The organism is Novosphingobium barchaimii LL02, from assembly GCF_001046635.1.
Taxonomy (GTDB): domain Bacteria; phylum Pseudomonadota; class Alphaproteobacteria; order Sphingomonadales; family Sphingomonadaceae; genus Novosphingobium; species Novosphingobium barchaimii.
Map to the genome: position 1 here is coordinate 1,318,562 of NZ_KQ130452.1, position 22,977 is coordinate 1,341,538.

At 63.7% G+C, this 22,977-nt stretch carries 26 protein-coding genes and 2 tRNA genes; 8 read left to right on the forward strand and 20 right to left on the reverse strand.

Going from position 1 to position 22,977, the window contains the following annotated elements; all coding sequences use genetic code 11:
• Nucleotides 1-381: 381 nt before the first annotated feature.
• The 3 genes from pssA to V474_RS06455 all read right to left on the reverse strand — a co-directional run bounded on the left by pssA (nucleotide 382) and on the right by V474_RS06455 (nucleotide 2,230).
• Entirely contained in the window at nucleotides 382-1,215 is an 834-nt protein-coding gene (gene pssA / locus V474_RS06445) for a CDP-diacylglycerol--serine O-phosphatidyltransferase (protein WP_148649289.1), read from the reverse strand.
• A gap of 14 nt (nucleotides 1,216-1,229) precedes the next feature.
• On the reverse strand, nucleotides 1,230-1,979 hold the full coding sequence (locus tag V474_RS06450; protein WP_059150619.1) for a phosphatidylserine decarboxylase: 750 nt from the start codon (nucleotides 1,977-1,979) through the stop codon (nucleotides 1,230-1,232).
• Between the two features lie 165 nt (nucleotides 1,980-2,144).
• Nucleotides 2,145-2,230: transfer RNA gene (locus tag V474_RS06455), tRNA-Tyr, on the reverse strand.
• A gap of 184 nt (nucleotides 2,231-2,414) precedes the next feature.
• Here V474_RS06455 and V474_RS06460 point away from each other — a divergent pair.
• Both V474_RS06460 and V474_RS06465 read left to right on the forward strand, forming a co-directional pair.
• On the forward strand, nucleotides 2,415-3,245 hold the full coding sequence (locus tag V474_RS06460; protein ID WP_059150620.1) for a TrmH family RNA methyltransferase: 831 nt from the start codon (nucleotides 2,415-2,417) through the stop codon (nucleotides 3,243-3,245).
• A gap of 60 nt (nucleotides 3,246-3,305) precedes the next feature.
• Nucleotides 3,306-4,136: a hypothetical protein gene (locus V474_RS06465; RefSeq protein ID WP_059150621.1), complete on the forward strand. Its 831-nt coding sequence runs from the start codon at nucleotides 3,306-3,308 to the stop codon at nucleotides 4,134-4,136.
• A gap of 348 nt (nucleotides 4,137-4,484) precedes the next feature.
• Here the strand turns inward: V474_RS06465 and V474_RS06470 are convergent, their stop codons facing one another.
• The 8 genes from V474_RS06470 to V474_RS06505 form a co-directional block, all read right to left on the reverse strand.
• Nucleotides 4,485-4,757: an HU family DNA-binding protein gene (locus V474_RS06470; protein ID WP_059150622.1), complete on the reverse strand. Its 273-nt coding sequence runs from the start codon at nucleotides 4,755-4,757 to the stop codon at nucleotides 4,485-4,487.
• A gap of 418 nt (nucleotides 4,758-5,175) precedes the next feature.
• Complete coding sequence (rplS, locus tag V474_RS06475; protein ID WP_043977538.1) at nucleotides 5,176-5,544, reverse strand: 50S ribosomal protein L19; 369 nt, start codon at nucleotides 5,542-5,544, stop codon at nucleotides 5,176-5,178.
• Nucleotides 5,545-5,584: 40 nt separating this feature from the next.
• The gene (gene trmD / locus V474_RS06480; RefSeq protein ID WP_059150623.1) at nucleotides 5,585-6,286 is read right to left on the reverse strand and encodes a tRNA (guanosine(37)-N1)-methyltransferase TrmD; all 702 of its coding nucleotides are present in this window, start codon (nucleotides 6,284-6,286) and stop codon (nucleotides 5,585-5,587) included.
• On the reverse strand, nucleotides 6,283-6,783 hold the full coding sequence (rimM, locus tag V474_RS06485) for a ribosome maturation factor RimM (RefSeq protein ID WP_059150823.1): 501 nt from the start codon (nucleotides 6,781-6,783) through the stop codon (nucleotides 6,283-6,285). The genes trmD and rimM overlap by 4 nt, the downstream gene beginning before the upstream one ends.
• A gap of 30 nt (nucleotides 6,784-6,813) precedes the next feature.
• On the reverse strand, nucleotides 6,814-7,272 hold the full coding sequence (gene rpsP / locus V474_RS06490) for a 30S ribosomal protein S16 (protein WP_059150624.1): 459 nt from the start codon (nucleotides 7,270-7,272) through the stop codon (nucleotides 6,814-6,816).
• Nucleotides 7,273-7,314: 42 nt separating this feature from the next.
• On the reverse strand, nucleotides 7,315-8,763 hold the full coding sequence (gene ffh / locus V474_RS06495) for a signal recognition particle protein (protein ID WP_059150625.1): 1,449 nt from the start codon (nucleotides 8,761-8,763) through the stop codon (nucleotides 7,315-7,317).
• A gap of 197 nt (nucleotides 8,764-8,960) precedes the next feature.
• Nucleotides 8,961-9,036, reverse strand: a tRNA-Ala gene (locus tag V474_RS06500).
• 163 nt (nucleotides 9,037-9,199) lie between these two features.
• A complete protein-coding gene (locus tag V474_RS06505) occupies nucleotides 9,200-9,520 on the reverse strand; it encodes a TIGR02300 family protein (RefSeq protein WP_059150626.1) in 321 nt (106 codons plus the stop codon).
• Nucleotides 9,521-9,742: 222 nt separating this feature from the next.
• On the opposite strand from V474_RS06505, the gene aroA reads away from it, so the two are divergent.
• The 6 genes from aroA to gloB all read left to right on the forward strand — a co-directional run bounded on the left by aroA (nucleotide 9,743) and on the right by gloB (nucleotide 15,539).
• Nucleotides 9,743-11,059 carry a 3-phosphoshikimate 1-carboxyvinyltransferase gene (gene aroA, locus V474_RS06510; protein ID WP_059150824.1) on the forward strand — a complete coding sequence of 439 codons (1,317 nt, stop codon included), beginning with the start codon at nucleotides 9,743-9,745 and terminating at the stop codon, nucleotides 11,057-11,059.
• On the forward strand, nucleotides 11,056-11,688 hold the full coding sequence (locus tag V474_RS06515) for a (d)CMP kinase (protein ID WP_059150627.1): 633 nt from the start codon (nucleotides 11,056-11,058) through the stop codon (nucleotides 11,686-11,688). The genes aroA and V474_RS06515 overlap by 4 nt, the downstream gene beginning before the upstream one ends.
• Nucleotides 11,689-11,769: 81 nt before the next feature.
• Complete coding sequence (locus V474_RS06520; protein WP_059150628.1) at nucleotides 11,770-12,108, forward strand: hypothetical protein; 339 nt, start codon at nucleotides 11,770-11,772, stop codon at nucleotides 12,106-12,108.
• A 353-nt stretch (nucleotides 12,109-12,461) separates the two neighbouring features.
• Nucleotides 12,462-14,183 carry a 30S ribosomal protein S1 gene (gene rpsA, locus V474_RS06525; RefSeq protein WP_082699606.1) on the forward strand — a complete coding sequence of 574 codons (1,722 nt, stop codon included), beginning with the start codon at nucleotides 12,462-12,464 and terminating at the stop codon, nucleotides 14,181-14,183.
• 160 nt (nucleotides 14,184-14,343) lie between these two features.
• Complete coding sequence (locus V474_RS06530; RefSeq protein ID WP_059150630.1) at nucleotides 14,344-14,745, forward strand: VOC family protein; 402 nt, start codon at nucleotides 14,344-14,346, stop codon at nucleotides 14,743-14,745.
• A gap of 35 nt (nucleotides 14,746-14,780) precedes the next feature.
• Nucleotides 14,781-15,539, forward strand: coding sequence for a hydroxyacylglutathione hydrolase (gloB, locus tag V474_RS06535; RefSeq protein WP_059150631.1), 759 nt, complete (start codon nucleotides 14,781-14,783; stop codon nucleotides 15,537-15,539).
• Between the two features lie 139 nt (nucleotides 15,540-15,678).
• Here gloB and V474_RS06540 read toward each other — a convergent pair whose 3' ends face one another.
• The 9 genes from V474_RS06540 to V474_RS06580 all read right to left on the reverse strand — a co-directional run bounded on the left by V474_RS06540 (nucleotide 15,679) and on the right by V474_RS06580 (nucleotide 22,950).
• Entirely contained in the window at nucleotides 15,679-15,867 is a 189-nt protein-coding gene (locus V474_RS06540) for a hypothetical protein (protein ID WP_043977518.1), read from the reverse strand.
• Nucleotides 15,868-16,027: 160 nt separating this feature from the next.
• Entirely contained in the window at nucleotides 16,028-16,630 is a 603-nt protein-coding gene (locus V474_RS06545; RefSeq protein ID WP_082699607.1) for a F0F1 ATP synthase subunit B family protein, read from the reverse strand.
• Nucleotides 16,623-17,117 carry a F0F1 ATP synthase subunit B family protein gene (locus V474_RS06550; protein WP_059150632.1) on the reverse strand — a complete coding sequence of 165 codons (495 nt, stop codon included), beginning with the start codon at nucleotides 17,115-17,117 and terminating at the stop codon, nucleotides 16,623-16,625. Before V474_RS06550 ends, V474_RS06545 begins: the two co-directional genes overlap by 8 nt.
• A gap of 110 nt (nucleotides 17,118-17,227) precedes the next feature.
• Nucleotides 17,228-17,452 carry a F0F1 ATP synthase subunit C gene (locus V474_RS06555; RefSeq protein ID WP_007678253.1) on the reverse strand — a complete coding sequence of 75 codons (225 nt, stop codon included), beginning with the start codon at nucleotides 17,450-17,452 and terminating at the stop codon, nucleotides 17,228-17,230.
• 42 nt (nucleotides 17,453-17,494) lie between these two features.
• Nucleotides 17,495-18,277 carry a F0F1 ATP synthase subunit A gene (locus V474_RS06560; RefSeq protein ID WP_059150826.1) on the reverse strand — a complete coding sequence of 261 codons (783 nt, stop codon included), beginning with the start codon at nucleotides 18,275-18,277 and terminating at the stop codon, nucleotides 17,495-17,497.
• Between the two features lie 55 nt (nucleotides 18,278-18,332).
• On the reverse strand, nucleotides 18,333-18,653 hold the full coding sequence (locus tag V474_RS06565) for an AtpZ/AtpI family protein (protein WP_059150633.1): 321 nt from the start codon (nucleotides 18,651-18,653) through the stop codon (nucleotides 18,333-18,335).
• Nucleotides 18,654-18,989: 336 nt separating this feature from the next.
• Entirely contained in the window at nucleotides 18,990-19,373 is a 384-nt protein-coding gene (locus tag V474_RS06570) for a YdbL family protein (RefSeq protein WP_059150634.1), read from the reverse strand.
• The gene (locus tag V474_RS06575; protein ID WP_059150635.1) at nucleotides 19,373-19,621 is read right to left on the reverse strand and encodes a YnbE family lipoprotein; all 249 of its coding nucleotides are present in this window, start codon (nucleotides 19,619-19,621) and stop codon (nucleotides 19,373-19,375) included. The genes V474_RS06570 and V474_RS06575 overlap by 1 nt, the downstream gene beginning before the upstream one ends.
• Nucleotides 19,622-19,668: 47 nt before the next feature.
• Nucleotides 19,669-22,950: an intermembrane phospholipid transport protein YdbH family protein gene (locus V474_RS06580; RefSeq protein WP_059150636.1), complete on the reverse strand. Its 3,282-nt coding sequence runs from the start codon at nucleotides 22,948-22,950 to the stop codon at nucleotides 19,669-19,671.
• Nucleotides 22,951-22,977 lie beyond the last annotated feature (27 nt).

Genomic DNA, 22,977 nt, shown 5'->3' on the forward strand with positions numbered 1-22,977 from the left:
GGGCTTAGCTAACTACGAGGGAAATGCCGATCGCCGCCTTCTTACGCGAAACGGCATTCTACGATTTCGGGTTGACAGGAGTGGAACAAAAGGGGAACTAAGCACTCACAGAACATTGATAGAACAGATTCGCGTTTTCCACAAGCTGTCCACAGCCCGATCGGGCGCCGGGCGACGGTTTCAAAGGAATGGCCATGACTGCATTTGCCACCTGCCTCTTCGCCCTCGCCGCGATTGCATCGTTGTATACGCTGCTGGCGACCCTGCGCCGCTTCGCACCGGCTGCAATGGCGCTGCGGTCACAGCTTGAAGCCTGCCCCGCTACAATGATGATCGAATGGAAAATGATCGAGCGCGTGGCAGTGCCCGCGCTTGCTTCGCTCAGGAAGCGTCCGTCGCGCCGTACGGCAGATCGTCCTGGACTGGACTGGCCGACAATGGAGATTGCCGCCTGACCTTGGCGTACGTCACCAGGCCGACCGGTATCAGCAGCAGATAGACAATGGTGATCGCCGCAAGTGTGAACCACGTCTCCGTCAGCAACGAAGCGACGGTTAGCCCGACCAGCGCAAGAACGCCAAGTCGCAATGATCCCGGCGGACGCATTCGCGACCAGCCCAGGGTCGGAATACTGGAGATCATCAGAAAAGCGTTCAGCACCATCCACAAGCTGACTGCGATGGGATTGGCGAATTCGGTACGGCCGCTGGCGATCCACAGATACATCGGCAAGAAAGCCAGACCGGCGCCCACCGGCGCGGGAACACCGGTCAGGAAGCCGACAGCCTTGTGCGGCTGTTCAAGCATGTCGAGCCGGGAGTTGAAACGAGCCAGACGCAGCACGCAGCAAATCGCAAAGGCGAGCGCGGCGATCCAGCCTAAGCTGGGCATCGCTTTCAATGTCCAAAGGTAGACGATCAACGCCGGCGCGACACCGAAGGAGATGGAATCGGCAAGGCTGTCGAGTTCGGCACCAAAACGTGTCTGCGCCTTAAGCAACCGCGCCGCGCGCCCGTCGATACCGTCGAGCACACCGGCGAGGATGATCGCCAGGATCGACTTGTCGAAATTTCCGTCGATAGCAAAACGAATGCCGGTAAGGCCCGAGCACAAGGCAGCGACGGTGATCGCATTGGGCACGATCGCGCGCACCGACAGCCCCGGCGCAAGCCGGCGGCGTACGCCGCCACCTGCGATGGAACCTTCTTCCTCCAAGCCCGGGTCCGGGATCACTGGGCGATGCCCTCGATCACCGACGAGCTTGCGAGCTGCGCGAGCACGGTTTCACCGGCAATGATCTTCTGGCCCATCAGCACCTTCGGTTCGGTGCCCGCGGGGAGATAGACGTCGACGCGGCTGCCAAAACGGATCAGGCCGATGCGCTGACCGCAGGCGATAATATCACCGGGCTTGACGAAAGGCACGATGCGGCGAGCGACAAGGCCGGCGATCTGCGTGAAGCAGATCCGCAGGCCGTCGCTACGCTCGACCAGGATGTGCTGACGCTCGTTCTCTTCGCTCGCCTTGTCGAGATCCGCGTTCACGAACTTGCCGGGGATGTAGATCACCCGCTTCACCGTGCCGGCAATCGGCGTGCGGTTAATGTGAACGTCGAACACCGACATGAAGATCGAGATGCGCGTAACCGGCTCGGACGCCATCGGCGCCGAGCCAGTGCCGTCGTCGACGGTAAGCTCACGCGGCGGCGCAACTTTGCCTATCAGCGTGACCAGGCCGTCAGCCGGCGCGATAATCGCACGCTCGTCCTGCGGCGTGACGCGCACGGGGTCGCGGAAAAAGGCAAGCACGCATAGCGTCAGCACTGCCAGCGGCCAGCCGACCCAGGGGCCGAGCAGGATCCAGCCGATCAGCGCGATGACGCCGGCTATGGCGCCGAACTTGCGGCCTTCGGGGTGAATGGAGGGCCACTGCCACGACGCTTCGCCGCGACCCTGATTATCGAGAATATCTCCGGGCATCGCTCTCACCTAGACAGTGCACACAAGTACCGCAATGCCGCAGGCCTCACGCCGTTCCCTGACAGAAACCACGGCTGCGGATAAATGCGAGTGTAGTGCTGCTTTTTTTGGGGCGCCCTTGAGCGGGGCTGCTGCCGTCCCGACTGAACGGCTAGGCAAAAATGGTGGTGGACAGGGCTGGATTCGAACCAGCGTACGCTTGCACGGGCAGATTTACAGTCTGCTGCCTTTAACCACTCGGCCACCTGTCCACACCAGTTGCTGGCTGCTGGAAATCACCGCAAAAGCGGGAAAATCCGGCGTTGGTCGAAGCTCCGAAAGGGGCCTCGTTGCCGAGAGGCCGGCCCTATGTAGAACCGAGCCTTGCCTGTCAATGCCCTCCCTGTCAGAGGGGGCAAGAAATTTGCATTATTCGGTTTTTCGAAAGGACTATGAATGAACAAGCGTGGCAGCGGACGGGGTGATCCCGAACGCGAAGCCCGCCCGGCAAAGGCCCTGCGTGGCCGGGCCGGCCGGATGAAGAACGGCCGCGGCAGCGGCAAGGCTAGTTCCGGGGCTGTGCGCCTGTGGGGCCGCCATGCCGTCGAGGCAGCGCTCAAGAACCCCGACCGGGTCCATCGCAAGCTGTGGGCTACTCGTGAAGGCGTCGAATCGCTCGACGGCGAACTTCCCGCCGATTTCGCGGTCGAGTGGGCCCAGGCCGCCGATCTCGCCCGCTTGGTGGCACGCGATGCGCCGCATCAGGGTCTGGTCCTCGAATGCGATCCGCTGGACGACATCTTTCTCGGCGACGTTCTGGAGGGCGACCCAACCCGTCCCGTCATCGTGCTCGACCAGGTGACCGACCCGCACAACGTGGGTGCTATCATGCGCTCGGCGGCAGCGTTCAATGCCTGCGCTATCGTCACGCAGGATCGGCACGCTCCGGTCGAATCGGGCACGCTGGCGAAGTCCGCCTCGGGCGCGCTGGAAGTGCTTCCCTGGGTACGCGTGGTAAACCTTGCCCGCGCGCTGGAGGAGATCGCCGAGGCCGGTTACTGGCGGATCGGGCTCGACGGCGCAGCGGAATCGACTTTGGGCGAGGCGCTGCCGGCCGGCCCCGTAGCGCTGGTGCTCGGCGCCGAAGGCGACGGCATGCGTCGCAACATCACCCAGCATTGCGACGCGATCGCCAAGTTACCGATCAGCGATGCCATGGAGAGCCTTAACGTCAGCAACGCGGCAGCTATCGCGCTTTATGCAGCGGCAACTCGCGTCACCGAATAGGTTGCGAAGCGTCCGCCCCTGGCCGGGGCGGACGCCGAAGCGGGCAATGGAGGGGAAAACATGAACGACACCAAACATCGGTTGCCGATCCGCCGCACCGTGGCAGTGGCCGCGCTGGCGATGCTGGCTGCAGCCTGCATCTTCGCGCCGGGCAAGTTCAATTCGCAGCTAGACCTAAAGAAGGATCATAGTTTCGCCTTCCGCTATACCGGTGAAATCCTGATGGTCCCGCTGATGAAGAACGAGAAGGATGCGGCATTCGAGCCCTCCTCCTGCCACGACGAGGAAAGCCTCGAGGAACGCACCTGCAGCGACGATGAACTGGCCCAGCAGAAAACCGACTGGGGAGAAAATCGCGCGGAAAAGAAAAAGAGCGACGCGCAGGCCGCCAAGATGCTGCTGGGCGGTATAGACCCCAGCGACCCCGAATCGGGAAAGGAACTCGCCGAAAAGCTGCGCCGTCAAGCAGGCTGGAAAAAGGTCGAGTATCTCGGCGACGGAAAGTTCGACGTCGACTTCGCCATATCCGGCAAGATCGACCATGACTTCATCTTCCCCACCTTTGAAGGCTTCCCGATGAGCAACGCGTTCATCCAGGTCTTCGCCCGCCAAGATGGCACCGTGCGCATCGATGCACCGGGATTTGGCCCTCAAAGCGGCAGCGGCGCGATGGCAGGCATGATGGCCGGGATGGCTCAGGATGGCGCCTCCGGCAATGACGGTCCAACCAGCATGGCTGACGGCACCTTTGCAGTGTTCACCAACGGCGAGGTCCTCGCCAACAACACCGACGAAGGGGCCTCTTCGGCTCCCGGCGGCAAGTTGCTGTCGTGGAAGGTCAATCCGCGCACTGCAGCCGCCCCGACCGCACTCGTAAAGCTTTCTCACTAAATCCGGGACGAGACCGTTCCGGGATTCGCCTCGGAACGGTCTCGCAGCGCGATACAACCGCGTTGGATGTATTTGGCCGACCGCTGCCCGTCGACTGCGCTCCAAGCCCAAGTCAGCCACGCCCGCGAATCCCATGGATCACCTAGGCGGGGTCATAGGGGCGACTGCGAGCCTTCGCAGGGCGGGGGTGCCCAAGTGTCCAGCAGCCGGTTCCTCAGTAGCGGCAACCAGCGAGCGAGCGGCTTCTTGGATCCTGCGTAACCGCACATGACAACGCCGCGCTGGCCCTAGAGGGCTGGCGCGGCGTGATCCGATCAACCTGTAAGGCGCTACAGGCCGCCTGCCAACTTAGTTGACGGAGTCCTTCAGGCCCTTGCCAGCCTTGAACTTCGGCTGAGACGATGCCTTGATTTCCATCGGTTCGCCAGTGCGCGGGTTGCGGCCAGTAGAGGCTTTGCGCTTGGCAACCGAGAACGTGCCGAAACCGACAAGGCGAACTTCGTCGCCTTTCTTCAGCGAACCCGTGATGGCCTCGAAAACGCCTTCGACTGCCTTGGTGGCGTCGCTGCGGGTCAGCCCGCTCGAATCGGCAACTGCGCTGATGAGATCGTTCTTGTTCATTATGGGAACCCCCTTAGCTTTCAAGTGGAGCGAATAGTGATGCGATTTGAAAATCGCCTCTGGCGCGGCGACGGAATGGAGCGGGTTTTCAACGAGGTGGCAAGGCCTAAACACGTTCAAAACTCGCGGTTTATCGCGTTTTTCCGCCATTTCCCAGAGGCTAGCCGTTGTGCAATGCAGCATCGCGTTCCGACTCGCATAGCCGCCATTTCGCGGTGCATGGCAACGGCAACCGGCAGGGAACGCCTTGACGTCCCTACTCTGTAACGGGTGGCGTGAAACGCCAGCGACGTGACACCGCCCGAGCCCGATTGGCACTTGCAAACCAAATGCGGGAAGCGGGCACAAAAAAAGGCGGCCCGAATGCGAACCGCCTCTTTGAGCAGCCCGATCCGAAGACCGAGCCTTGCACCTTGGCTTATGCCTTGGTGTCGTTGATCCGGCGTTCGGCGATACGCGCGCGTTTGCCGGTACGACCACGCAGGTAGTACAGCTTTGCACGACGCACCACGCCGCGGCGAACCACGGTGATCGAATCGATGTTCGGCGAGTAAAGCGGGAATACGCGCTCCACGCCTTCACCGAAGCTCATCTTGCGAACGGTGAAGTTCGAACCCATGCCACGGTTCGAGCGCGCGATGCACACGCCCTCGTATGCCTGGACGCGGGTACGGACGCCTTCGACGACCTTCACGCCGACGCGGACGGTGTCGCCCGGACGGAATGCGGGGATGTCCTTGGCGGCCTTGGCGATTTCTTCGGCTTCGATCTGCTGAATCAGGTTCATGAACCCAAATCCTTTTTCAATGCTGCGCGCCAGAGGCAGACTAGACCCGAGCGTCCCTGTGACGCTCCCATAGATCAGGCCTGCGTAACCGTGTGTCTTCGTCCGCCCTTTGTTTCCGCCAGGCAGCGATTTTCGCGTGATCCCCCGATCGCAGCACTTCGGGGATCGCGCGCCCTTCCCACATAGGGGGCCGGGTATAGTGCGGGTACTCGAGAAGACCGTCCTCGAACGACTCCTCTGCCCCGCTGGAAGCCGCGCCCATTACTCCGGGAAGCAGGCGAATGCAAGCATCCAGAACCATCAGTGCAGCGCATTCTCCGCCCGACAGGACGATGTCGCCCACCGAGACTTCCTCGACGTTGCGACCAGCGAAGATACGCTCGTCAAAACCCTCGAACCGCCCGCACAGCAGCGTGACCCCGGGGCCTTCTGCAAGTGCGCGGATGCGGACCTGGGAGATCGGCTTGCCGCGTGGCGTCATAGCGAGAACCGGGGCGTCCGGGGCCAGTTCACGGGCATGGTCGATGGCAGCTGCCAGCACGTCCACCTTCAGCACCATTCCGGCGCCGCCGCCCGCAGGCGTATCATCGACCGTCCGGTGCTTGTCAGCCGCGAAATCGCGGATGTGGACGGGGTTGAGCGACCACTTGCCCTCGGCCATCGCCCTGCCCGCTAGGCTTACGCCCAGCGGCCCGGGAAACATCTCGGGATAAAGGGTCAGGACGGTGGCCGCGAAGGTCATGGCTGCGCGAAAGCCGCAGTGATGACCAGCCTGTCCGCGTCCCACTCGGGCACGGCAGCGGGGGTCATCGGCACCATGAAGCGGCGCTTCTTGCCGTCCTCGCCGGCCGAACACTCGATCTCAATGACGTCGCCGGCACCGAAATTGTCGACCGCGATGCAGATGCCGAGCGCTTCGCCCTCGTCGGAAACGGCGGGCAGGCCCAGCAGGTCGGCGTAGTAGTACTCGCCCTCCTCCAGCGCCGGCATCGTGGAGCGGGGCACGGTGAGCGCGGTTCCGCGCATCTTTTCCGCCGCCGTGCGATCGGTGACTTCGGCGAAGCGGGCGATCGCGCCGCCCTTGCCGTCGTCCTTGAGCTTGGAAACGGTGAGACTGGAATCGTTGAAGGCGCGGTAGCGCTTGAGCGCAGCCACGCCTTCTCCGAACAGCTTGAGGCGGACCTCGCCCGTCACGCCGTGCGCGCCGGTAACGGCGGCGAGCGTGACGGGGCGATCCATTCCTTTGGCCTTCTTGCCGTCAACCAAGACTTAGGCCTCGGTCGATGCCTCGGTGGCCTCGGGAGCAGCTCCCTCAGCGGGAGCTTCTTCGGCCGGGGCGGCGGCAGCAGCGGCGGCGGCGGCGGCAGCTTCGGCAGCAGCTTCTTCAGCTTCGCGAACCTTGGTGGCACGATCTTCAGCGCGCTCCTTGGCCTTCTTGCCCGGCTCTGCCTTGGTCGGGTTCACCGAAGCTGCGCGCTCCTTGATGCCGGCCTTGTCGAGCATGCGAGCAACGCGGTCGGTCGGCTGGGCGCCAACGCCGAGCCAGTAACGCACGCGGTCTTCGACCAGACGAACGCGGTTCTCGTCTTCCTTGGGGAGGACCGGGTTGTAGGTGCCGACCTGCTCAAGATAGGCGCCGTCGCGCGGAGCGCGCGAGTTGGCGACGACGATCTTGTAGTAAGGGCGCTTCTTGGCACCACCGCGCGAGAGACGGATCGAAACGGACATATGCTGTTACCTTCCTGATAAACTTGAAAAATGCGTGTGTGATTATTTCTTGAGAAACTTGCTGAGATCGGGACCGCCGAGACTGGGCATTCCGCTCATCCCGCCGCCAAGGCCCTGCCCGCCCAGCCCCGGCATGGCAGCATCAAGGCCGCCCTTGCCGAACATCGCGGCCAGCCCTTTGAGGCCGCCCATCTTCTTGATCTGCTTCATGGCCTTGGACATCTCCATGTGCATTTTCAGCAACTTGTTGACGTCCTGGACCTGGGTGCCCGAACCCTTGGCGACACGGATCTTGCGCTTGGCATTGAGCAGCGCGGGATTGACGCGTTCCTTGGGGGTCATCGAACCGATGATAGCATCCATGCGCAGCAGCACGCGGTCGTCCATGCCCGACGCCTGCATTGCCGCCTTGGCCTTCTTCATGCCGGGCATCATGCCCGCCAGCATGCCGAGGCCGCCCATGGATTGCATCTGCTTGAGCTGCATGCGCAGGTCGTTCATGTCGAACTTGCCTTGGTCCATGCGCTTGGCAAGCGCTTCGGCGTCCTCGACCTTGACCGCTTCAGCCGCCTTCTCGACCATGGAGACGATGTCGCCCATGCCCAGGATGCGGTTGGCGACACGGCTGGGGTGGAAGACCTCGAGGGCCTCCATCTTCTCGCCGGTGCCTGCGAACTTGATCGGCTTGCCAGTGACCGCACGCATCGACAGCGCCGCGCCGCCGCGCGCATCGCCGTCCATGCGGGTCAGCACGACGCCGGTGAGATCGACCTGTCCGGCGAAGGACTGGGCGACGTTCACGGCGTCCTGCCCGGTAAGCGAATCGACAACGAGCAGTGTTTCACGCGGAGTCGAGATGGCGGCAACCGCCTTCATCTCGTCCATGAGCTGCTGGTCGACGTGGAGACGGCCGGCGGTATCGAGCAGCAGGACGTCCACCGCCTGGAGGCGCGCAGCCTGCATGGCGCGCGTGGCGATTTCCGTCGGCTGCTGGCCCGAGATGATCGGCAAGGTGGCGACGCCAACCTGCGTGCCCAGCACTTGAAGCTGTTCCTGCGCCGCCGGACGATTGACGTCCAGCGAGGCCATCATGACCTTCTTGCCCTGCTTCTCCTTGAGAAGCTTGGCGATCTTGGCGGTGCTGGTGGTCTTGCCCGAGCCTTGAAGGCCGACCATCATGATGACGATCGGCGGTACGGCTTCAAGGTCGAGGCCGGGGACGTCTTCGCCGCCCAGCATGTCGATCAGCGCGTCGTTGACGATCTTGACGACCTGCTGGCCCGGCGTGACCGAGCGGAGGACGTTCTGGCCAACGGCCTTTTCAGTAACCTGATCGATGAAGCGTCGAACCACCGGGAGCGCGACGTCTGCCTCGAGAAGCGCGATGCGCACTTCGCGCATGGCATCGAGGACATCCTGCTCCTTGAGCGCCCCGCGCCCACGCAGCTTGTCGAAGACGCCGCCAAGGCGATCGGACAGACTGTCGAACATGGGCCGTTCACTCCAATCAGGGCCGGGCCGATCAAACCCGCCGCGAAACGCAAAAAACGCCGGTGGGCGAAACCTCGCTGACCGGCGTGCATGACTTTATGCGAAAAACGCCGGCGGACGAAACCTCGTCAACCAGCGTGTCGCAAACATGCGATACTGCAATGTCAAACCGGTCCGAAAAACCGGCTTGTTTGAAATGGTGGAGCCTAGCGGGATCGAACCGCTGACCTCCTGCATGCCATGCAGGCGCTCTCCCAGCTGAGCTAAGGCCCCAATCATTTCAGCAGGTTGACCCTGGGAGGATCGACCCGTTCCCTTGTTTTCAGGCGCTCCGTAGAGGCCGTTCCGCTTGGGAGGCCGCCATCTAGTGGCGGTCTGAAAACTTGGCAAGAGGAAAATTAAAGGGGTGTCAGATTTTTCTGACACCCCTGCGACATCAGTTGTCGATGTCCTTGTCGTCGTCACCGGCGCCGATGCCGAGATCGTCGTCACCGCCGAGATCCACATCGTTGTCGGGCGAATCCTCGTCCTCGTCGATGTCCAGATCCTCTTCGGCCAGATCGGAGTCTTCGGTCTCGACGACCTCCTTCTTCTGGATCTGCTCATAGGGGATGGGCTGCTTCGACTTCAGCACCGGCTCGGGGTGCCATGCGTTGCCGCATTCGATGCAGGTGACCGGGTCGTCCTTGCCCAGGTCATAAAAGCGGGTGCCGCATTTCGGGCAGCCATGCTTGGCGCCCCATTCAGCCTTGGCCATGGAAAATCCTCGTCTGGCCCGTCCCAAATGGCGCGGGCGTATAAATCTGCGTCTTGATGGGAAGGCGCGCACACAAAAGCAAGCGTGGCAAAATCCTGCGAACTGCCCTCATCAGGGCGCGCGCCTTGCCATAGGCGGCACGCGCTGTCAAAAGCCGGGCCGATTTTCACCCCCTCCCACCCCGGAAAGACCCTTGTTGTGAGCCACGCCGACCCCGCCTCGATGCGCCCTCGTCGTTTCCTGCCCGCCGGGCCTCTCAAGGGACGCATCCGGGTGCCGGGCGACAAGTCGATCAGCCACCGCTCGATCATGCTGGGCGCGCTTGCCGTGGGGGAGACGCGCGTGACCGGGCTGCTCGAAGGCGAAGACGTGCTGGCCACCGCCGCCGCGATGCGAGCGATGGGCGCGTCGGTGGAGCGGCTCGAATCCGGCGAATGGGTCATAAACGGGGTGGGCGTAGGCGCGCTTCTCCAGCCCGGGGCGCCGCTCGACATGGGCAATTCGGGCACCTCGACCCGCCTGCTGATGGGTCTCATCGCCAGCCACCCGATCACCGCGACCTTCACCGGTGACGCCTCCCTGTCGAAACGCCCGATGGGGCGGGTTATCGATCCGCTATCCGACATGGGCGCCATTTTCGAGGCATCGGAAGGTGGCCGCCTTCCCCTCATTCTCAAGGGCGCAAGCCCCGCCGTACCGATCACATACCGACTGCCGGTCGCCTCGGCGCAAGTGAAGAGCGCGATCCTGCTTGCCGGCCTCAACACCCCGGGCATCACCACCGTCATCGAGCCAGTTCCAACCCGCGATCACTCGGAGCGTATGCTGCGCGGCTTCGGCGCCGAACTGACCGTCGAAACCGACGCGGAGGGCGCCCGCGTCATCTCGATCAGGGGCGAAGCCGAATTGAAGCCGCAGACCATCGAGGTTCCCGGCGACCCGTCCTCGGCCGCCTTCTTCATCGTCGCCGCGCTCGTCGTGCCCGGCAGTGAAGTGCTGATCGAGAACGTCGGCCTCAACCCCACCCGCGCCGGGATCGTCGAAGTGCTGCGCCTGATGGGCGGCTCCATCGAGGAAGTGAACCCGCGCGAAGTTGGCGGCGAACCGGTTGCGGACCTCCTTGTGCGCCACTCAGCCCTCAAGGGCATCGATGTTGATCCCGCCATCGTGCCCAGCATGGTCGACGAGTTTCCCGCCCTGTTCGTCGCCGCCTCGCTGGCGGAAGGCGTCACCACCACCACCGGCCTCGACGAACTGCGCGTCAAGGAATCGGACCGTATCTCGGTGATGGCCGCCGCCCTCACCGCCGCCGGCGCAGCAGTGCGCGAAACCGAGGACGGCCTTGTCATCACCGGGACCGGGGGCCAGCCCCTGCCCGGCAGCCAAGGCGCGATCGCCACTCACCTTGACCACCGCATCGCCATGTCGATGGCGATCGCGGGCATCGCGAGCCGCAGCGGCGTCGAGGTCGACGACACCCGCCCCATCGCCACCAGTTTCCCGGTCTTCGAGGCCATGCTGGACGAGTTGGCGGCATGATTATCGCCGTCGACGGCCCCACCGCTTCAGGCAAAGGCACCATCGCGCGCGCGCTTGCCGCCCACTTCGGCGTGCCCCACCTCGACACCGGCCTGCTGTACCGCGCGGTGGGCCGCCAGTGTGTGCTGGACGGCGGCAACCTGGAAGACCCGGCAGCGGCCCTCGCCGCCTGCGCCTTCCCCGAAAGTCTGCTGCTCGATCCCGAACTGCGCTCCGAGGAAACCGGCGGGCTTGCGAGCCGCGTCTCGGTGCATCCGGCCGTTCGCCGCGCCCTCTACGACCGCCAGCGCGCCTTCGCGACGCGGGCGGGCGGCGCCGTGCTCGACGGGCGCGACATTGCCTCCGTCATCGCGCCCGATGCCACCGCCAAGCTGTTCGTCACCGCCAGTACCCAGGCCCGCGCCCGCCGCCGCTTCGCCGAAATGCAAAGCCACGGCCGCGACATCACATTGGAAGCAATCACCGCCGACCTCGCCGCCCGCGACGAACGCGACCGTTCACGCAAGGACGCGCCGCTGGTGGTGGCGCCGGGCGCCGTGGTTCTGGACACTTCCGACCTCGACCGGGATCAGGCCGTGGCCGAAGCGATTCGCATCGCCGAAATCGCGCTCGCCTCGGCGCAGGGCTGAACGCGATGTGCCGGCCAGCGATGTGGCAATCCACCGTGCGCCGCTATATACAGCGTAATTTCAGAGAATTCAGGTAGAGCCATGGCCCGCAAGCACCCCAAACACGGTCCTTACGAAGACGTAGCAGACGAAGAAGAGGCTCCCGTAGAGGTCGTGCCCTGCTGGCTCTGCAGTCGGCCCACCGGCAAGACCATCGTCTGGCACCATCCCGTGCCTAAAAGCCGGGGCGGGCGCGATACCGTGCCCATGCATCCCATCTGCCAACAGGCGATCATCACCAACTTCACGAACTCCGAACTGCAGCGCCACGGGATGAATGTGGAAGGGCTGCTCGACAACCCGAACGTGCGCAAGTTCGTAGACTGGGTGGCAAGGAAGGACCCCGATTTTACCGCGCCCCTCACCAAGAAGCAGCGCTGACACCGGCAAATCCTCGGGGGCGATACCGGCTGTGCTGGAGCTATTTCTAGACGCGTTTTCTAGACGCAGCTCATGAGCGCCCTGCCTGTCATGGCAGCGTTCGACGAAGCCCCGCCACAAAGCTGCGTGCAGCCGCCCCAAATCCTCCCCGTACCCGCCATTTCCCTTGCATTTCCGCGCCCTCAGGCCTAAGCGCCGCCGGTCCCGAAGGTTCGCGAGAATCGCCAGGACGCCGCGACCGGCATCCGGCCATCGCGGCAGTACGGCCCCTTTGGCCCCTGGCCCGCATGGTGCGGGCCATGGAGAAAAGACCGGCGGATTCAACCGCCAGGCCGGAAAATCGAACGAAGGAAATGGGTTACATGGCCTCTGTTGCCAATCCGACTCGCGACGATTTCGCGAAAATGCTCGATGACCAGTTCGGCGGCGCTGCCGACGACGGCTTCGAAGGACGTGTCGTCAAGGGCACCATCACCGCTATCGAGAACGACAAGGCGGTCATCGATGTGGGCCTCAAGAGCGAAGGCCGCGTTTCGCTGCGCGAATTCGCTCGCGGTGAAGAAGATCACGGCCTGAAGGTCGGCGACGAAGTCGAAGTGTACGTCGACCGCGTCGAGAACGCCGACGGCGAAGCGATGCTGTCGCGCGACCGCGCACGCCGCGAAGCCGCCTGGGACAAGCTCGAAAACGAATTCGGTGAAGGCAAGCGCGTCGAAGGCGTGATCTTCGGCCGGGTCAAGGGCGGCTTCACCGTCGATCTCGACGGCGCCGTTGCATTCCTTCCCGGCTCGCAGGTCGACATCCGCCCCGTACGCGACGTCACCCCGCTCATGGATGTGCCGCAGCCCTTCCAGATCCTCAAGATGGACCGTCGCCGTGGCAACATCGTCGTGTCGCGCCGCGCCGTCCTCGAAGAAACCCGCGCAGAACAGCGCAGCGAACTGATCGACAAGCTGACCGAAGGTCAGGTCATCGACGGCGTCGTCAAGAACATCACCGACTACGGTGCGTTCGTTGATCTCGGCGGCATCGACGGCCTGCTCCATGTCACCGACATGAGCTACAAGCGCGTCAACCACCCGAGCGAAGTCATCGCCATCGGCGATACCGTGAAGGTGCAGATCATCCGCATCAACTCGGAAACCCAGCGCATCAGCCTCGGCATGAAGCAGCTGGAAAGCGATCCCTGGGAAGGCGCAGCCGTCAAGTACCCGGTCGGCGCGAAGCTGGCGGGCACTGTCACCAACATCACCGAATACGGCGCCTTCGTGGAGCTGGAAGCCGGGATCGAGGGCCTGGTCCACGTTTCGGAAATGTCCTGGACCAAGAAGAACGTCCACCCGGGCAAGATCGTTTCGACCTCGCAGGAAGTCGAAGTCATGGTTCTCGAGGTCGATTCCGACAAGCGCCGGATCAGCCTCGGCCTCAAGCAGGCTCAGCAGAACCCCTGGGAAGCCTTCGCCGAGAAGCACCCCGTCGGTTCGCAGGTTGAGGGCGAAGTCAAGAACGCCACTGAATTCGGCCTGTTCATCGGTCTCGACGGCGACGTCGACGGCATGGTCCACATGTCCGACATCGCCTGGGGCATCTCGGGTGAAGACGCGCTGGCTCTGCACCGCAAGGGTGAAGAGGTTTCGGCCGTGGTTCTCGACGTCGACGTCGAGAAGGAGCGCATCAGCCTCGGCATGAAGCAGCTCGAGCGCGGTGCTCCGGCAGCTGGCGGTGTTGCTGCATCGGGCGCCGAAGGCGGCCTGCGCCGTGGTCAGGTCACCACCGTGACCATCCTCGAAGTCCGCGACGGCGGCCTGGAAGTCCAGGCTGGCGACGATGGCGCCACTGGCTTCATCAAGCGTTCGGACCTCGGCCGCGACCGCGACGAGCAGCGCCCCGACCGCTTCCAGGTCGGCCAGAAGCTCGACGCCATGGTTACCGGTTTCGACCGTTCCAAGAAGCCGAACTTCTCGGTCAAGGCCCGCCAGCTGGCCGAAGAGAAGGAAGCAGTGGAGCAGTACGGTTCGTCCGACTCGGGCGCATCGCTCGGCGACATCCTGGGCGAAGCGCTCAAGAACCGCTGATAGCTTCGACCCGCAGCCCAGGTTGCAGGTCAAACAAAAGCAAGGCCCGTCCGGAGCAATCCGGGCGGGCTTTTGCTTATTCTCAGTCCTGGGAAGAATGGAACATCCCCGCTCCCACCGCTTTGTCTGATCCAGAAGCAGTGACGAGACGGAGGCTTCCATGCACGCCACCCCCTTCCTGATGTTCCAGGGCGACGCACAGGATGCGCTCATGCTGTGGAAGCGCGCCTTTCCCGATCACCTTGAGGTGACAGCGCTCGATCATCACGGGGCCGGCGAATTCGAAGGCAAGATCGCCCGCGCGCACTTCACCCTCGGCGGAACGCAATGGCATGTCCTCGATAGCGACATACCCCACGGTTTCACCTTCACCCCCTCGACCTCGATCTTCATCGACTGCGACGACGAGGCACAGCTTCGTCACGCCGCAAAGGTGCTGGGCGCCGACGGCAAGGTCATGATGCCGCTGGACGCCTACGAATTCAGCGCAATGTTTACATGGCTCAGCGACGTCCACGGCGTGAGCTGGCAGCTCAACCTGCCCTTCCCCGCCGACGCATGAATGCTTACATCTCTTCCGCGCAAGGAGAGGTCACAATGCTTGAAGTCCACCAGTTTCCCTGCCTGTCCGACAACTACGGTTACCTGCTCCACGACAGCGAAAGCGGAGAGACCGTGTGTATCGACACGCCGGATGCCGACGAATACCTGCGCCAGGCAGCGCACAAGGGCTGGCAGATCACCCAGATCTGGAACACCCACTGGCACCCGGACCATGCCGGCGGCAACATCGCCATCAAGGCAGCGACGGGGTGCCGCGTAACTGCCCCGGTCGGCGATGCCGCCAAAATCGAGGCGGTCGATCGCGCCGTGGGCCAGGGCGATGTCGTTTCTATCGGTGACCGCCAGGCTTTCGTGATCGATGTCGGCGGCCATACCAATGGCCACATCGCGTACCATTTGCCCGGCGCGTCGATCGCGTTCGTAGGCGATTCGCTGTTCGCGCTAGGCTGCGGACGCATGTTCGAGGGCACACCCGGTCAGTTCTGGGCCTCGCTCCAGCGGCTGAAGGCCCTGCCCGCCGTGACGATGGTCTACTGCGCGCACGAATACACTGCTTCTAACGCCCGTTTCGCGCTCCACGCCGACCCGGACAACGCCGAATTGCAGGCCTATGCGCAGGAAATAACCCGCCGCCGCGAAAAGGGACTGCCCACTGTCCCCGCCAAACTCGAACGGGAACTGGCGACCAACCCTTTTCTGCGCGCCGACGATCAGGCGATGCAGGCACGCTGGGGCGGCGGCGATGCGGTGGAGACGTTTGCCGCGCTCAGGAGCGCGAAGGATAATTTCTAGGCACGGACGCCTCCCCGTTTCGCGCAGCGAAGTGGAGAGGCGCCGCCAAAGAAATCAGTGATTCGGGAAAATCCCGACACCGCCTGCGCTGCCACGCGCCCGCCTCCTCATCATCAAGCTACGGGGGGCAACCTGCGCGTCAGGTATCCGGAAATGACAGTGTCAGGTTGAGACGCTTCATAACCTCCTCCAGCGGTTCGATGACAGTGACGGAGCGTCCCTCGCCGAAGCGAACGCGGGTTCCAACATCGACTTGCGAAACGAAAGTGACCTGTGCTGCATTGATCGCGGTAGGGGTACGGTCGGCACCGGTAAACTTCACGAACATGATGAGCCTCTCCTTCTTTTCTGGAAGTGAAGCCTATCGCCTGTCTGCGCGGCGTCAAACTCCGAGTTTTCATCCTACCTTTAACCGCACCTGCCCGGACGCAAAAAAGCCCCCGTCCCGAGGGACGGAGGCCTGTTTTACCTGCCCTTTCGGGCCGAAATCAGATTCCGGCGATGGCCTGGTCGACCAGCACCTTGTCCGCGTCTGCCGAATGGTTGGCGGCAATCAAAACCTTAGCGGCCGCAGCAGCGGCAGCGGCTGCTTGGTTGCGCAAGCCGGTGACCGCAGCAAATTCGGCGGCGCCGATCTTATCCTGCGCCATCTTTTCGCGGCGGGCCACCACTTCGACAGTGTCCTTCTCGGCCTTGGCGATGATCGCCTCGGCTTCGTGACGGGCATGGTCGAGCATAGCCGCGGCGTCCTTTTCGGCGCCGGCGATCTTGTCCGCGTATTCCTTGCGCAGGCTTTCGGCCTCGGCGCGCAGGGTCTTCGCTTCTGCAAGCTGCGCCTTGATCTCGGCGATCTTGGAGTCGAGCCCGCCGGTGATCATCTTGGGCGCACCCTTCCAGACCAGGATAGCGAGCAGGACGATCATCGAGGCGCTGACAACCGCAACCGGAGGCGCGAAGCCCAGGAACAGCGGTTCGGCGTGATGCTCAGCCGCGGCGGTATGCGCGGTCTGCGCACCCGTCAGCTCGGCACCCTCGTGAGCGAGGCCATGTTCGACGGCAACGTTGGCGTCAGGCACGGAGGTTTCAGCCATGGACCAGGTTCTCCTTCACCGCGCCGCGCACGGCGGCGTCGTCAAGCGAGAGGCCGGCAACGCGGCTGACGATCTCACGGGTGGCGTCGGCGGCGACGGTCTCGATCTCGTCGGCGGCCGAACGGCGCGCCTCGGCGATACGGGTTTCGGCCCCGGCGATGGTGGCGTCGATGCCGGCCTGGGCGACAGCGAGACGCTGCGCGGTGGCGGCAGCAGCCTTACCGCGCGCATCCGCGATCAGCCCCTGCGCCTGGGCGCGGTTGGCATTCTCACGAGCGCGCCATGCGGCTTCTTCCGCGTCCGCCTGCGCACGCGCGGCTTCGGCAGCCTTGAGGTCGTCGGCGATCTGCTTGTCGCGGCTCGCGACGGTGTCCATCACCTTCGGAACCATACCGCGTCCGACGACGAAGAAGGTGATACCGAAGAAGATCAGCAGCCAGAAGATCTGGCTGGAGTAGAACTCGCCTAGCTGTGCGATCTGAGGCATTGGTCAGCCTTGTCTCGAGGTTGCCGTGAAAAATCTTGAACCGTAGAAAGTCCCGGCCGCCTCAACCAAAGGGTATGAGGCAGCCGGAGCCAATCCGGTCAGGCGCTGGATCAGGCGAAGATCAGCAGCGCGGCAATGACGAACGAAAGCAGGCCAAGAAGCTCAGCACCGGCGAAACCGATGAAGAGACGACCCTGCTGGGCGTCAGCGGCGCCCGGATTGCGCAGTGCGCCTTCGAGGAACTTCGCGAAGACGTTGCCCACGCCGATAGAAGCGAGGCCGGCACCGATAGCGGCGAAGCCAGCGCCGAGCATCTTTGCAGCTTCTGCGTCCATTTCAAAAACTCCCTTTGGTAAACCCGAGTGTGGTAGAAAAAATCAGTGAAGGTTCTCTGCGTCGTTCAGATAGACGCACGTGAGAAGAGCGAAAACATAGGCCTGGATACCGGCGACCAGCAGCTCGAGAGCGCAGATGCCGACCATCAGGACGAAACTGGGGACCCCGGCGATCACGAACATGATCGGACCGTTGTTACCGCCGCTGATGACGAAGCTAGAAAGCACCTCGAGCAGGACGTGGCCGGCCATCATCGCAACGAAAAGTCGCAGGCCGAGGCTGAACGGGCGCACCAGAAACGAGATCAGCTCGACCACGAAGATGATCGGGATCATGCCGATGGGGGTGCCGTGCGGCACGAACAGCGAGAAGAAGTGGAAGCCGTGCTTCGAGAAGCCGACGATGAGCACGATACCGAAGGACAGCACCGCCAGGACACCGGTAGCCGAGAAGTGGCTGGTGAAGGTGAATGCGTGCACGCCGACGACGCCGAGCGGCATCAGGCCAAGGAAGTTGGCGAACAGGATGAACATGAACAGCGAGAAGATGTACGGAACGTACTTCTTGCCGTTCTTGCCGACGTTGGCTGCCAGCATGCCGTCAATGAAACCGGTGAAGGTTTCGACAGCCATCTGCCAGCGGCCAGGCACGACGGCGCGCTTCATGCCGCCGGCAACGAAGACGATCAACGCCAGCGTCGCGATGGCCATCCACAGCGCGCTATTGGTGAAAGCGACGTTGTAACCGGCAATGTTCCAGTCCGCGCCCGCCAGCTTCTCGAGCTGGAACTGGTGCATCGGGTCGAGCTTCGCTTCGGCTGCCACGCGAGTTTCCCTGTCGCCAATGAACGACAGCGCCCCTTCCATCCCCCCAAATGGGTCAGTCCGGGCGCCGGTTCGTAATCCGGATTATGTTCCTGAAGGCAATACCGATTCCAACGAACAGCATCACCATCAGACCCCAAGGGGACGTACCAGCGAAATGGTCGATCAACCACCCCAGGAACAGTCCGCCCGCAAGACCCCCCAGCAGTTCCGAAAGGACGCGGTTTCCAAGGCGATAGCTCGCATCGGTTTCCGCACCGGCCTTCGGTCGGTTGCGTTCCTCTTCCCGCTCGCGAAGGGCTTTCAGCCTTTCGTCAAGCGAATCGATGCGCGCATCCTCCCCCACAGGGTCTCGGACAGGTGGCTCGTCGGTCATGTCAGGCTCCTCATTATGACAACAGGAACGCAAGACGCAAACGACGGCTGCCCGCCAAGAGCGCCGCCCCCTTAGGGTGGGGCTTTTCCCGAGTCAACCGCGGGCGGGCCGCAGCATCGCCCGTTGTTGACAGCTCTCACGCTCTAGAAACGCGCGGGGCCAACAATACAGCGCCCCGTCCCTGCCAATACCGCATCCGCGATACACGGCGAAATGCCAAGAAAAAGGCCGGAAAGGCGCGAAGGCTTCCGACCTTTTCTTGATTCGCCACCGCCAGCGAAAAACGCTTTCGCGGCCTGGCCTGATACTTTTGTCCATCCTCGATACGGGACAGGTTCAGGGGCAGCGCGGATCGAGTTCCGGTGCGCCGCTGCCGCGCGTTTTCCACCCGCCATCGAGCCCCTGATACTTCTCACCGACCTTGGTGTCGCGGATCAGCTTGCAGCCGGTGGTGAAAGCATATTCCTGAATAGTGCTCTTGCCCGCAGCGGCGCCCGTGTAGACCGCGCGGCGCTGGTTGTTGAGGTCACGCACCATCGCGGCAATATCGGCGCCCTGGCTGCCCACCACGCCCAGATAGCCGTCGTTCTGCTCGCCCACCTGCCCGGCTGCGCGCGCAGCGGTGTAGGCCGGGCTGCGGCCGTCGGCATGGGCCGCAGAAATACCGGAAACCATGAGAACCGCGGCGACAACAGCGCCGGAAAAACGCATCCTCGTCATCAGAATATACCCTTGTTCTCATCCACGGTCTTGGCCGCGTCAGCGGCAAGACGGTAGACCACTTCCTGCCTGATGTTGATGTTCAGTTCGATGACGATCGGCTTGTCGGGTGCTGCAACCTGTATGCACCCGCCGAGCCCGAACGCCCCTGAAACCGCCACCATCATCGCGGCAATCCCTGCAGCGCGAACGGCGCGCCTTCCGGACCCTGTGCCTGCCAGCTGCTCGATATCATGCCCGTCATTCATCGCCGGGTTTCTTGCAGCCGGAACGCTTCCGGTCAATTCACACGACGTCATGGCTTTTTCTCGCTGACTGGAGGCTGAATGGCGGTGGATGGAAGTGCTGGGGGGATGACAGTGGCGTCAGGCGCCGATTCGCGGCGCTTGCCTTCTGCATCGAGCAAACCCAGCATTCGGGGGTCGGCCACAAAAGCGGGATCGTAAAGCGAGCGCATCGAGCCGAACAGGCTGAAGAACGGCGCCTTGAGGTTTACTATGAAACGGATTGGCAGCTTAGCGATCTGCTTGGTGATGAAGTTCCGGCTGGCGTTCTGCCCTTGGCTGAGGCCGTCGAAGCTGATCCGCGTCACGATTTCGCCCGAGAGCGAACCGGCCAGCCCAATTTCCATGTCCTTGTAGTTCACTGACCTTAGCGCCGCGAAGGCGAAATTGCCCATCGCCGAGAGGTCCTTGTAGGTCAGCGCGCCGTTATACGAGACATTGCCGCCCGGCATGCGCGACCGCAGGAACCCGTTCTCGATCCGGCCGCCGTTCTCATCGAAAATCAACGGCATCTCGCCGTCGAATGTGCCGGTGGCGCTGATATTTTCGAGTTCGAGATGCTGCACGAACGTCGCTGCGTTGAGGCCGGTGACACGCAGGGTGTAATAGCGCGTTTCAGCCGCACCGATCTGCATGTGCGCGGGGTCGAGGTTAAGAGTGCCTTCCATGAAGGGCCACTGCGCGCCGTTGATCTGCAGGTAGTAGCCCGGCTTCACTTCGTAGGACAGGGTGCCGTCGGTTACCTCGATGCCCGGATTGACCGAAGCGATATGTACCTTCTGGGCGGGCGCCGTGACCATGCCGAGCAGGTCGGTGAATACCACTTCGCCCGACAGTCCCCGCACCGGACCCAGCGCCGCCGCGAAATCGACGCCTTCGGTGGCGAAACGGCCGTGACTTGTCACCGCCCTGGTGTTCCAGTCGATCCGGCCGGTGCCATGGACCTGCCCCTTTAGCCCCGATACGACGCCCAGCAGCATGCCGGACAGCGTATCGGCCTGGAGACGCTCGTCGAAGGTGATGCCGTTCACCGCAAGGTCGGCGTGGCCGGCAGCGCTCGACAGGTCGTGGGCGATGGTCGCCCGCACGATCTCGCGGTCGGTGGTCGGCTCGCGCAGCAGCGCCTGCGCGGTAATGCGGTTGCCTTCCAGCCGCAGCGTCGCGTCGCGCGCCACCAACGGCTGGAACCTGGCTACCGGCTGGCGGTCGACCAGCGTGAAGCGCCCGCCATCGATCTGGAGCACGCCGCCGGCATAGCGCCATGTGCCAGCCGCCTGTTTCATGTCGAGCGGGACAGCGGCAAGAGCGATGTCGGCTTCGTCGAAGGTGCCCGCGACATCCTTGCCCAGCCGCGCGTCGAGACGGCTGATGGTGAAGTGGGAGGCGGTTTGCTCCGGTCCGAGCGCGACCCTGATCGCGCCCGCCTTGAGGACGCCGCCGTCCTTCAGATCGCCTGCAGCGCCCATTGCGAATCCGATCGGTCCGCTGGCGATGCGAATCGGCGTTTCGCCCAGCCGCCCGGACAAATCGAGCGAGGTGACCCCCGCCGCGATAGTCAGGTTTTCGGGAGCGCCCTGCACGATCGCCCCGCCGCGAGACGGGCACAGCGTAAGCCGCCGCTTGTCAATGGTCAGGCTGGCGAAGCTGAGGGCGTCGAAAGAAACATTGCTGCACGCCCGCCAGACCGCCAGATTGCCGTCGGCGCCCCAGCGTCCGTCGAGCGGCAGCAACATGTTACGGGTACTGCCCCCCGGCAAGGCGCCGCTCAGCAGCACCTGTCCGGTGAAACCGAGCGCGCCGTCGCGGTCCTGCACCAGCGAAAGGCGCGGCACGCCGATTACAGCCGAGCCGGCGCGATAATCGGGCATCGCCACCTGCATCGTCAGGCGGCCATTGTCCGCCGTCTCCATGCGGCCCCAGACTTGCGGCAGCCGCTGCCCCCCGGTGGCGAAATTACCAGTGACGTGGGGCGCGCCTTTGCCGAACAGCGCCTGCAGGCGCGACAGGGCAAGCAGCGAGGCCCCGCTCCCGCCGCGCAGCGAACCGCGCGTGACAACAAGGCTGAGGCCTTCTTGTGAATTGCGCACGATGAGGTTGGCATCCAGCGTACTGCCGCGCATCTCGCGGGCCAGCGCGCCGCGCACTTGCGCCGCGATCGGTTCGCCCAGCGTACCGGCGGCGGAATTCTGCGCGGAAAGTATCGCGCGGTCGAGCGTATCGCCAAGCGCGACGCCCCGGCCGGTCAGGTCACCTTCGACATCGAAGCGCGCGATGCCGCCCGTGGAGCGCGCCCGCCCATCGAACACGAGGGTTGCAAGGCGGGCTTGCGGCGTTTCCAGTCCCTGCGCGGTTATCCGGTAAGTCGCGTTAAGAGACTTTTTGCGGTAGGTGACGCGGCCTTTACCCGAAAGACCGGCGATCTTCTGCGCACCGTAGCGGCCCCGGCCGGCCGTAATGCCGAGGCTGCCCTCGCCCCCGTCCAGCGCCTCGTCCAGCGTCAGGTCGAGTTGCACACCCGCTTTCGCCAGTTGCAGCGCGCGGGCGGGACAGGCCAATCCGTCCATCCGCACCGGCCCGACGAATCGCGGTTTCGCGGCCGAGGTGGTGAGCTTGCCGTAAAGCGTGGTGCGCCCGGCCTTGCAGCCGTCCACCTCGATACCCGGCGACAGCGCGGCGATTTCGCCCGCGAAGCCGCCGCGCAGCGCGCCCTCACCCGCAAGCTTCACGCCGATGCGGCCATGGTCGCTGTCCAGCAACGCGCGCCCATCCACCAGGCCCAGATCGAGATCGGGCATCGTGAAAGGACCGGCTTTGCCCGAGAACAGTACCTTGTCCAAGCTGCCGAAGCTGACTTTGCCGCCCCGGTACGAACCGAAAAGCCGCGGCTTGATGACGGTGATTCGTCCGATACCCGGCAGTCCCCACGACAGCCGCGTGGCGATGCGCAGTTCCTTAACCGTAAGGTCGGGCCGCTTTGGATCGCCGATGGAAAGGTTGCGTATCACCTGCTCGGCAGGGCCGATGCTGACGATCTCATAGCGCGCGGGCAGCCCGAGCGAATCGAGCTGGCTTTCGATGAGGTTGTCCGCGATCTCGTTGCGGGCCAGCCAAGCAGCGCCCAGCGTCAGCAGCAGCAGCCCCTCGACGACGAGGATCGGCCCGCGCCATTTGCGCAGCCAGCGCACCGGGCCCATCAGCCTGGGATCCAGGCGCACACCACTGCTCGCGCCGCCAGGCGTATCCCCGGTGTCGGCGTCATGGTTTTCGGGGGAATGGTCCTGCTCTTGCGACATCCGCTCCATCACTTGCGCTGGACGCGC